Source organism: Enterococcus sp. (assembly GCF_022711995.1).
In the GTDB taxonomy this organism is placed as follows: Bacteria; Bacillota; Bacilli; order Lactobacillales; family Enterococcaceae; genus Enterococcus_D.
On record NZ_JALAHI010000145.1, the window covers coordinates 16,040 to 27,241 of the forward strand.

An 11,202-nucleotide genomic window follows, 5' to 3' on the forward strand; every position below is an offset into this window, starting at 1 on the left:
CTGAGAAAAACCAAGCGATTTCTCCTAAAATAGCAGATCATTATCACACGAATCCCGCTGCTATTTCTGACTACAAAATAGTTTTCCGATAAATATCGATGCAAAGAACCTGCCTCATCAGCGACACAACAAGGAGATTTGTACCGACTCTCCGAATCAAAGAAAAATCGCAGGAGGGATGGTACTATTCCAACAAATCCTCTCGCGACACTGTCACGAGAGGCCTCCATCTTTGCGATTGTTGGGAACAGTTCGTCGGTTGTTGACTTCAATCACCGTTTTTTAGTAAGTTCTTTATTAGTAAGTTAGTTTCCACATGTAACGTCTTTTCGTCAAAGGATGTTCTCTTGCTTCAGAAAGTTCTTCTGCATAAACTCTGAACACAGCAGTGATCACAAAGGGGTTGAAGTAATCAAGCACTTCTTTGCTGATATGAGCCGATAAGCCATAGTCTAAAGCATCGACCACTTCTGTTTTCGTATCAAAGCGTTCTAAGAAGGTTAATGCCCGCGCATCGATCTCTCTGGTTTTTCCATCATTCATCAATAAGATAAACGGTACATCTTTGTCCACGATCTCGAAAGGTCCATGGAAAAATTCACCAGAATGGAATGTACCTGAATGGATCCATTGCATTTCCATCAGCAAACAAATCGACGTGGAATAAGCCACTTCATGGGTCGCACCGCTACTCATCACATAAATGACTTGCTCATCTTTGAAGCGTTGGGCGAAAGCTTTTGCTTGCTTACGCGCAGATTCGGCACTCTTTTGTGATAGATCATAGATAGTAGCAAAACCTGCCATCATAGCATCATAGTGTTCATAGCCTTCGATTTGATTAAGCAATTCAACTGCCAATTCCAAACAGAAGCCGGTCTTCTCCAGTTTTGCGGCATAATTTTCTGCAAAGCGATGGTAGATAACATAATCTGCATCTTTTGTTAACGGTGAATCTACGCTTCGTGTTAAACTAATGACAGTGGCACCTTTTTCTTTCGCAACTGCATTTGCTTCAACGGTTTCAGGAGTCGTACCTCCTAAAGAAGCTGAAATAACGACAGTCGTTTCATCAAGGGAAGCAGGTGTCGCATGATTGAATTCGTTGGCTGTATAGTGACTGATCCGTAATTGCTTCGCATTTTGGTCGAGAAAATACTTAGCGGGATATAGGTCTGCTTTAGAGGCGCCGCAGCCAACGAAGACAATCGATTTTACCTCTTTTTCTTTGACAATTTCTTTGACAATTTGTTTTGGATTCATTGAATGAATTCCTCCTTTAAATTTTTAACCATAAACCATAAATGGTTGGTTCACTTATGCAAGTATTCCTAAAAGACTCATCACGATCCCACCGATCAAACAGATTGCTAACATCCACCCGGTTTTCACTTTTTTCTGCAACAGCCAATACATCAAGAACGTGATGCCTAATGGCAGAATCTGAGGCATGACATTATCTAAGACATCCTGTAGCACGAATGCCTCACTCATTTGAATCGGTGTCGTGATCCCGATCATACTGGCGATCATGGAGCCAATCACCATCAATCCTACAATGGAACAAATGTACATCACCTTGTCCATCAAGCCTTCTTGATAAAGCTTGGCCAAATACTTGTTTCCCATGGTATAGCCGATCTTGCCCCCATAATAAGTCACAAAAAAGGATGGCAAGAAGGAAACAATCATGGCTAAGATTGGGCCCAAGATACTGCCTTGTTGGGCCAAATTGATTCCTAGACCAAATGCCAATACGCGAATGGTTCCTTGAAAGAAGGAATCGCCCACCCCTGATAAAGGTCCCATCAAAGAAGTCTTCACCGCACTGATGGATTCCGGATTGAAACTAACTGGATCTTCGTAATATTGTTCTTCCATCGATGAAGCTAATCCCAGAACAAAGGCACTTGTTTGCGGCGTACAGTTGTAGTACATCATGTGCCGCTCGTAGGCCTCTTTTTTTCTTTGCTCATCTTCAGGATTCTTATAGATGGCATCCAAAATCGGTGCGATGCCATACATAAAGCCCATATTCATCTGTCTTTCATAGTTCCAAGACGCTTGAATCGCCCATGAACGCCAGAAAAACTGACGATATTTCCATGCATTTGGATCTTTCTTTTTCATGAATGAACCTCCTTATAAGTCATCTAATGGATCTGGGGCTTGCGGCTTGCCTGCTCGATTTCCAACTTGGACCATGACAAAAGCCACAATACAAGCAAAGGCCGCGACTCCAGTCACACTTAAACCAGAATAAGCCGTGATCAAGAACCCTAGAAATAGAAATGCGACCATCTTTTTTGTCAACATCGTTTGCAGCAACAACGCAAACCCATAAGCTGGCAAGATCTTACTAGCCACCGTCAAGCCATCTGTCAGCCATTGCGGAATAGCCTCAACGACTTGTGTGACTAAGTTCGTGCCAAAGTAAATGGCCATGAATATCGGAATGAAATACATCAGTGCATATAAGCCCGTCCCATAGAAGATGTGAATCCTTCGGGCTTGATTAAATTTCCCTTGCTCAATAAATTTGTCTGCCGCGTGTGTCAAATTCGATAAAATCGTTCGCATGAGAATCCCGAGCATTTGACCTAAAACAGAGATTGGAATCGCAATCGTCAATGCAGCCTCTGCATTGGCATTTGATAAAATGGCAAACGATGTTGCAATGATCGACGCCATATTCATGTCCGGTGGTGCTGCCGCCCCAATATTGACAAGTCCCAAAGACATCAATTCCAATGAGGCACCAACGATCAACCCTTTTTCCAAATCTCCTAACGCTAGACCAACTAATGTACTAACGATCAAAGGTCGCTCAAAGTTCAACCTTCCCAACAGCCGTGAATCCAAAATACAAAAAACACCAATTAAACCTAATACAATCGACCGAATGAGCATTTTTTTCCTCCTTTATAGCATTGTATTTAAATCCTCTTTCTTAGAGGTTGGTACCTGCTGCATGTATTGCATAATCCCCAAATCTTTCATTTTGCGCGCATCTTCTGCTTCCGCATCAGTCAAAAAAATGGCATTGCTGTATTGCTTTGAGCCGGTTTTTTTGATGATTCCGCCATAATTGATCTCTTTGACTTTAGGATATGCTTCGATAAATCGCCGTGTCTCATGGGTATTCCCAAAAATGATCATGATGTTTTCGGCGAGTTGTTCGATCTTAGGCATTTTAGCGATCAGTTGATCCGTTGCTAAAATCGTCAGCTTGATGCCCGCCGGTTTGGAAAGATTCAACGACATCTTCTTGAATTCATCATTGGCAGCTTCATCGTTTGCGACAATAATGCGGTTGATATTAAAAAACTTACTCCAAGAAAAAACAACCTGACCATGTAACAAGCGATGGTCGATCCGTACTAATTTGATCATAATTCATCCTCCTCTGCTGTTGCTTCGATTAGTAATTTCTTGCAATTCACAATAGATCGCTGACTTTCCTGAATAATAGCTGCTAATTCTTCTTGCGAGACTCGGTTGACTTGTGTAGCAAGCGTGATCACCAATGGAAGATTCATCCCAGTGATCAATTCCAAATCGGGATGCTCTTGAACGACTCCCAGCAGATCGTTGTTGACACTCCCCCCAAGAATATCTGTAAGAATATACGTGTCTGCCAAGTCTACTTTGGCTAATATATTCTGAATTTGCTCTGTCATCGGTTGATCTTCGTCTCGAAAAGCAGATAATGCATAAATGTTCGAATGATCTCCTATAATCATTGCAGCAGTCTGTTTTAATCCTTGAGATAACTCTCCATGGCTTGCTAGAATGATTGTTGCCATATCATTAACCCTCCTGTCTGTTTACACCTATCTATAAGCAAAAGGCGTGCCAACTTTCTAAAACGCTGTCATAGCAAGGATCCTGCCAGCACTCAACACTGAGAAAAAGCGTGCTGAGAGAGTGTTGGCTGGGAGTGTTGGCTGGGAGTGTTGGCTGGAACATTAGAAGGAAGTCCTAGTCTACTAAAACTCTTGCTGTACAGGCTTGATGCCAAACCAACCGCTGATAAGCTACTAAACCAAAAATAAGCGTCTAGACAAGCAAATCATTGTCTAGACGCTTTTCTTAAAAGATAAATGTTGTGTCATTGACTATCAAACAGAATACTTCGCTACGGATATGTGCTTGCGATTTGCTGCATGATTATCACTGAAAACTCTCTTCAATCTCCTCTAGATGAAAACACGCAACTTTTGCTGCCCCTTGATGGATCAATCGGGGTTTTTGAATATGGCATTTTTCTGTCGCGTAGATGCAGCGAGGATGAAAAATGCAGCCGGTCGGTAATTGCTTGATATCAGGGATATCGATACCTTTCAAAGGCAAATCAGGGATAGTGTGTTGCCGATTAGCGATTCCTTGCGGAACGGCTGCTACTAATGCCCGAAAATATGGATGATTCGGATGATTGGTGGCTTGTCGAATATCACCAACTTCCATCACTTCTCCTAAATACATGACCAAGAGTTTCCCATGATCTGAAATGTAACGGGCAGTAGCAAGATCGTGCGTAATATAAACAAAAGATATTCCATACTTCTGATTCATTCTACGCAACAATTTCAACAAGGAGATCCTTAGGGACACGTCTACCATTGAAACAGGTTCATCTGCCACGATCAGTTCTGGTTCTACAGATAATGCCCGCGCAATCAGTATGCGTTGCCGTTGTCCGCCACTTAACTGATGCGGGTATTTATCAATGAATTGTTCTGTGGGAAATAATCCGACATCGGCTAATAGCGCATGCACTTTCCTTCGCGCCTCGTCCTGATCTTTAGCAAATCCATGCTTTCGCATCGCTGCTTGCAGAGAATGAAAAATCGTCTTGTACGGATTAAGTGCTGCAAAGGAATCTTGCTGGATCATTTGTACTTTGAGGCGATACGACTGATATTCCTTCTTTGTCATCGCGCGTAAGTCTTTGCCTTTATAAAGTACCTGTCCCGCAGTAGGTTGATGAAGATCCGTGATCAGCTTTCCTAATGTCGTCTTACCACAGCCACTTTCTCCCACTAATGCCAGGCTTTCTCCTGAGGCAAGGGCCAAATCGATGCCTCTGAGAATCGCCGGTTCATTTGGTGAAAAAGCTTTGTGGACAGCTACTAATTCAAGTAATGGACTCATGGTCTTCCTCCTGTAATTGTTTGAAGTGGATACACCGCGCAGCTTGTTGTTTACTGACAGGAAAAAGCATATGGCAAGTCTCCTCGCTGCCATCACAAGCAATGCGCGCAGCTAAAGAGCATCGTTCTTTAAAACGGCAGGTCGCATCCGCTTTAGCCAGATCAAAAGCCACTCCTTGAATCGATGAACGTGTATCAATAGCATCCGTCAAGCTAGGAATTGCCTCCAGTAACGCTTTGGTATATGGGTGCGCAGGATCCGTCATGACAGCACTCACCTCGCCTAGTTCTACCAGTTGTCCAGCATACATCACAGCGATTCGGTCTACCATTGAACTAACAATCGAGAGGTCATGAGTAAGAAAAACAATCGTGATTCCTTTCTCTTGATTGATTTTCCGCAAAATAGCCAGAATATACCATTGGGTAATCACATCCAACGCTGTCGTAGGCTCATCAAGAATAATTACCTGCGGATCAAGCAGCAAACTTAATGCAATCAGCACTCGCTGTTTCATTCCGCCGCTTAATTCAAAGGGATACATTTTTCTGACTCCTTCATCCAATCGCACATATTGCAGCAAGTCATCGATTTTGGCATCCAGTTTGGTGCCGCCCGTTTTTTGATGGGCTGCTGCTGTTTCATAGAAATGTTCTTCTACTGTTAAGATCGGATTCATGGCACTTTGCGCTGCCTGAAAAACCGTTGCGATCTCCCGCCAGCGGTAACGATTTCCTTCCTGTGATCCTAAGGAAAACAAGTCAATCGCCTCCCCAGATTGCCAATAATATACCTGTCCAGCCAGTACTTCACCTGGCACATCAATCAAGTTTAAAAGGCCAAAAGCCAATGTGGACTTTCCGCTGCCGCTCTCACCAATGATTCCCAAGATTTCTCCTTTTTCAATCGTTAAAGACACCTGATCCACTGCATTGATCGTTCCACGATTCGTCTGCCTCAAAAGCATCTCCGAAACTTCTATTCCCCCTCTTTTTCCATACACTTTTGAACCTGTTGGCTTTTCAAGCTGATTCTTCCGTGTCAGCTTGTTAGGAATTCGTCTGATCCGTCGCTTTGGTCTACTTTTAGAATTCCCGTGGCGACGAAACCCTATAGTTAGTTGGCTCGCTTCAAGTATCTTAACCATCGATCTCACTCCTAATTCTTGGATTAAAGGCATCTTCTAGTCCTTTTGAAAAAAGAAAGCAGGCCGACTGGAAAACAACGATACCTACGATCGGTGTAATCAAATAAATTGCAGCTGAGGAACCAAACATGGCACCAGTTTTGGTCATTGCCAAATTCAGCATGATTCCCCAATGCTCTCCTTTGAAAGGTGCTAATCCTAGCAACATCAAACCGACAGAGGCAAGAACCGATGCCCGCATGATCAAGACAAAATTGATTGCAATATAAGGAATGAGACTTGGTAAAATATCTTGTCGAATCATATATCCCTTGGACATTCCCAAAAGCCGGCTAGCCATAATGTACTCACTTCCCCGCAATGTCATGACCTGACTCCGAACGCTGCGAGCCAACCCTGCCCAGTTCCAAATTGCCAAAAGAAAACCAAAAGCTAGAACATTTCCCGCACTGATCACCAAAGAAAGTGCCATAAGTACGGGAAAAGAAGGAATCGTCAAAACGACATTCGTGAAAAACATCAAGAGTTTATCTGTCGCTCCGCCCACAAATCCGGCAACAATACCAATCGACATGCCAATCAAAATCGAGAAAAAACCTGAAAACAAGGCAATTAGGACGACATCTCTTGTTCCTAAAATAAACTGCAACAATGTATCTCTGCCAGTAAAATCGGTTCCTAAAGGATGTTGCAAAGAGGGACCTAATAGTCGATTGGTATAATCAGCAGGCAAGTCGCCAATCAGCCATTGACCAAAAAGAGCGAAACCAACTAGAATCAGTAATAAATACATTCCAATAGCCGCTTGACGATTCGCACGAATTACTTTGATAAAAGAAGACAATTGTTTCATTCTGACTGCCTCCTTAATCGAGGATCCAAATAGCCATATAATGTATCCACAATAACATTTGCGCCAACTACTGTGACAATAATCATAAAGAACATCCCTTGCATCAAAGGAATATCCCGCACCGCAATAGCTGTGTTCAAGTAATAGCCCAATCCTGGATAAGAAAAGATGTTCTCAATCAATGGCGCTCCCCCCAATAAAAGGCCAAAAGTCGTTCCTAATGTGGTAATCATGGGTAAACGAGCATTCTTACCGACATATTTCTTGCGGATCACACCATCACTCAAACCGCGCGCACGGGCATATTTGATGTATTCTTGGTGCATGACATTCATAGCACTTCCCCGCATATTCAGAATCCAGTTCGCCAAATAAACAACAAAAATGGCGCTAATAGGCAATATACCGTGACGTCCCACACTAATAAGAAACGGGAGATTCAAACCAACTGTCACTTGTGATCCATAGGCACCGCGACTCGGCAGCCAGACAAGCTGCACAGCAAACAAAGAGACCAAGAAGAACCCAATGATGTAATCTGGAAACGAGCCAACCATGGAGGTCAGTGTTTCTGTCACCATGTTCAAGCGTTTGTTCTTGGACCATGCAATCATCAAGCCGATTCGTGTACCTACCATATACGAAAGAATGGTCGCCACGCCAGCTGAAAAAAGCGTCCAAGGCAATGCACTGAAAACAATGGATAAAACAGGCGTCCGAAAACGGATTGAGGTACCCAGATTTCCTCTTAGAAGCTGCAGAATGAAATGGCTGATTTGTTGCAGCAAGGGTTGAGAAGGATCATAATTCAGCATACTGATCGCTCGACTCATAGCATCCGCTTCTGAGATCCCCTGCGTACTTCGCAGCTCATTTGCCAAAATCGTTACTGGATCGCCAGGCATGATTTTGATAATCAAAAAAGTCATAAAGACACCTGCAGTTATCGTAAGGAAAACATTCGCTAATTTCTTCATTTCTTATACACGCCACCTTCCAGTCTATTTGTTTAATCAGTGATTTCCATGCTCTTTCGTAGCGTTCCTTCCGCAATCAATGAAGAAAACATCGATTCACCAACGCCAATAAAGCGTGGGTCTTGGACCAATTGGTTTGCGGGAACTTGAAAATCGATGGTTGGATTAAGGACACGCACTGGAAAACCTTTTTCTAGATAAGGGATAAACAAGATCTGTTCATTTGTCACTGCCATCAATTCTTTGGTGGTCGCAATAAAATCGTCTCCTTCACTGTCAAACAGATGATTCGTTAAAGCAATCACATCAACTTTCCCTTGATCACTAGTCAAGTACAATTCTCCTGTAGGCTCCGTTTCAAGTCCAAATAGCCAACTGCGTCCCTTGTATAATTGTTCATACGTTCCATAAGGATTGGCATAAAGAATATTAGAAGGTGGCGCAAATTCGATAGCAACGGTGTGCTCTCCATTTCTCAAATACGCATCATAAGAAGCACCTTCCATTGGCAGAAAGGTCACATCAAAGCCAAAATTATTCAGTTCATTAACGATCGCTTCTCCCGGCAATAAAGCTGAACCCCAACCATTATTGCAAGCAAAATCAAAAGCCACTTTGTTTCCCTGCGCATCGATCCAGGTATCTTCTTTTGTCCAACCAGCTGCCAATAAGACAGCTTCCGCTTTCTCAACATTGTATTCTCGTGCAGTAAGCTCTGAATGCACCCAATCTGTCAATCCGTAAACTTCTTGTAAGGAAAGCGGCAGTCCAGTACTCCCAGTCTCACTTGGCATACTGCCGACTTCTGCTAACGGAAGAATTTCATCGGGATTCACCAAATAAGCCACTGCTTCGCGGAAAGCCAGCTCCTGTGCAAAAGCCTGCTTTACATTGAAAACTACGGACATTTGTGAATACTCTGGTAAATAAAACTCAGTAAAATGATCCAACTTACTTTCAACTTGGCGAATCAGATCTTCTGTCATACCACCACTGTGCATATCGAGAGTTCCATCGATCATACTGTTAGCAGCTACTTCAGGTGTGACAGCGCGAATAATTGTTAATGAGTCGATACCAGTCTCCTGATAAAAGTGTTCATTCTTCTCCAAGACTGCTTCACTTGTAGAAAGATTAGCAATCGTAAATACACCCGAACCAACCATATCTGTCACTTGCGGCATATATCCTTCCAATTCTTCATTAAGGATTTGTAATTGTTCATTTCCTGCTTCCGAATACCAATACGTGTTGGTCTCATCATGCCATTCCCGCTCTGCATCAGCAATACCCTGATATTGCTGCGCCCAATCACCGTATTCCTCGAAACGAGCAGCTACCTTTACATCAGTCAGTAAATTTAACATCAAGTGACTCTCATTTTTGAAGTGAAATGCCACAGTTTGCTCATCTGGAACCTCAATTTTCTCTAAAAATTCCCAAATCTGTTTCTTACCAACCCACATTTGGTAGCTGGTCAGTACATCTTGAGCAGTGATGACGCTGCCATCACTCCATTTGATGCCTTCCTTTAATGTGATATTGATCACATTTTGATCAATACTGTAGCTCGAAGCTAGCCTAGGCTTGAAATTCTCACCGCCTTCGCCAACTGGGGTAAATGAAAACAACGCTTCTTGCACATAAGGTTCAATTCCCCCACCAATAAAACCACTAATATAGGGATTGCCATGGGCAGTTGGTGGGACAACATAATCGCCATTGATCACTAATGTTTGCGAGTCCTGCGCCGTTTGATCTTTCTCCTTTGTTTCTTCTCCGCAGGCCGTTAAGAGAAATAATGCCGCCAAGCAAATCAGCCCTTTGATTTTTTTCATGTGTTCACTCCTCAATTGATTTGATCCCTGTTGATCCGATAACGATTGACGGATTGTCTTCAATGGCTATCGAATCAACCATAGGTGAATAGAAACCAAGGCTTGCCAACTTCTGGACCTAGGATAGAAGGATTGTTCACCCAACGAATGTAACGACTTACTATTCGTTCAGCTATGACTACCTATTTGTCAGTAAGGGCTATCATTCCGAGGCTTATATGCCAGCCATTTGTCAAAAACGATTCTGCGCATGAATGTTTCAACGACAAAAAAGGCATCGGACAAGACTGTCCAATGCCTTTGACATAGCAAAATAAGCGTCTAGCATCCCGCGAAAATTTACCAAAAAACCATCCCACTACTAGAAATGAAGGGAAATTTTGGGTACAATAAACACGTTGATGCCGATGGCGTTCAACTATGGCAACTTGATTGGTCATCTTGGTTAAAGGTCTGACTGATCAGGGCCTCGCTGCTCTGCGCCAACAGAGTTGCGAGGTGCCTATTTTTTTTGGTTTCTATTCGGTTATTAGTGTAGCGAATATTGAAAGGGTTTGCAAGCGAACATCAAAGAAAAAACGAACAAGAAGTTCAAAACATGGCAGTATTTTACTAAAATATGGAGATTTCACTTGATATTCCTATTGTTTTAACAAGAATTAAACGGATGTACAAGGTTTACTCCGCTTCTTATATGAATATAAATAGCAGGGCGGTTAGTGGTCTTTAGTTTGTTCCTTCTTTCGCAGCGCTTCGTCTAATAAGTAAACCACAGTCAAGTATTTATCATCATCTTTATTAAAGGGAATACGCAAGAGATACATAGCAACGAGAACCAACAACAAAAACACGGGTATAATAAATTCTGGACTTTTTATTTCGAATGTCAAAGCCAACATAGCTAAGATAATCGATAAGGCAGACATTGAGTAGGACATTTTGTCAAATGATGTAAGCATCTTTTTTTCTGTATTAGCAAAACGTGTTCTCCAATATCGCAAAATAAATGCGTCTTCTTCCGCAACCCTATCAATCAGTTCTACTAATTCTTCTTTTGTGCGCGTTTGTTTTACATGCATGTATAAGATATCCTTCACCACGCCACTTTGATTCTTTTTTGTATAGAAATCAAACAAAATTTCTGATAAACAATACTGGGCATTATTCTTTGGTCTAAACTCCTTTAACACCTACTTCCTCCTTTGGTATTATAATCGCAACATACCATAAATA

General features: G+C 42.4%; 11 protein-coding genes. All 11 read right to left on the reverse strand.

From position 1 onward, the window contains the following. Positions 1-297 precede the first annotated feature (297 nt). Entirely contained in the window at positions 298-1,272 is a 975-nt protein-coding gene (locus Q0A12_RS14580) for an SIS domain-containing protein (RefSeq protein WP_291293363.1), read from the reverse strand. A gap of 45 nt (positions 1,273-1,317) precedes the next feature. Next, a complete protein-coding gene (locus tag Q0A12_RS14585) occupies positions 1,318-2,130 on the reverse strand; it encodes a PTS system mannose/fructose/sorbose family transporter subunit IID (protein ID WP_060813856.1) in 813 nt (270 codons plus the stop codon). A 12-nt stretch (positions 2,131-2,142) separates the two neighbouring features. After that, positions 2,143-2,910 (reverse strand): PTS sugar transporter subunit IIC, encoded by a 768-nt coding sequence (locus Q0A12_RS14590; protein ID WP_291293355.1) that lies wholly within the window; start codon positions 2,908-2,910, stop codon positions 2,143-2,145. A gap of 12 nt (positions 2,911-2,922) precedes the next feature. Then, positions 2,923-3,393, reverse strand: coding sequence for a PTS sugar transporter subunit IIB (locus Q0A12_RS14595; RefSeq protein ID WP_291293356.1), 471 nt, complete (start codon positions 3,391-3,393; stop codon positions 2,923-2,925). After that, complete coding sequence (locus Q0A12_RS14600) at positions 3,390-3,806, reverse strand: PTS fructose transporter subunit IIA (protein WP_228159256.1); 417 nt, start codon at positions 3,804-3,806, stop codon at positions 3,390-3,392. Before Q0A12_RS14600 ends, Q0A12_RS14595 begins: the two co-directional genes overlap by 4 nt. 367 nt (positions 3,807-4,173) lie before the next feature. Then, the gene (locus Q0A12_RS14605) at positions 4,174-5,154 is read right to left on the reverse strand and encodes an ABC transporter ATP-binding protein (RefSeq protein WP_291293357.1); all 981 of its coding nucleotides are present in this window, start codon (positions 5,152-5,154) and stop codon (positions 4,174-4,176) included. Continuing rightward, the gene (locus Q0A12_RS14610; RefSeq protein WP_291293358.1) at positions 5,138-6,301 is read right to left on the reverse strand and encodes an ABC transporter ATP-binding protein; all 1,164 of its coding nucleotides are present in this window, start codon (positions 6,299-6,301) and stop codon (positions 5,138-5,140) included. Before Q0A12_RS14610 ends, Q0A12_RS14605 begins: the two co-directional genes overlap by 17 nt. Further along, on the reverse strand, positions 6,294-7,154 hold the full coding sequence (locus Q0A12_RS14615) for an ABC transporter permease (protein ID WP_291293359.1): 861 nt from the start codon (positions 7,152-7,154) through the stop codon (positions 6,294-6,296). Before Q0A12_RS14615 ends, Q0A12_RS14610 begins: the two co-directional genes overlap by 8 nt. After that, positions 7,151-8,131, reverse strand: a complete 981-nt coding sequence (locus tag Q0A12_RS14620; RefSeq protein ID WP_291293360.1) for an ABC transporter permease — start codon at positions 8,129-8,131, stop codon at positions 7,151-7,153. Before Q0A12_RS14620 ends, Q0A12_RS14615 begins: the two co-directional genes overlap by 4 nt. A gap of 32 nt (positions 8,132-8,163) precedes the next feature. Next, positions 8,164-9,969 (reverse strand): ABC transporter substrate-binding protein, encoded by a 1,806-nt coding sequence (locus tag Q0A12_RS14625; RefSeq protein WP_291293361.1) that lies wholly within the window; start codon positions 9,967-9,969, stop codon positions 8,164-8,166. Between the two features lie 716 nt (positions 9,970-10,685). Further along, positions 10,686-11,159: a hypothetical protein gene (locus Q0A12_RS14630; RefSeq protein WP_291293362.1), complete on the reverse strand. Its 474-nt coding sequence runs from the start codon at positions 11,157-11,159 to the stop codon at positions 10,686-10,688. Positions 11,160-11,202 lie beyond the last annotated feature (43 nt).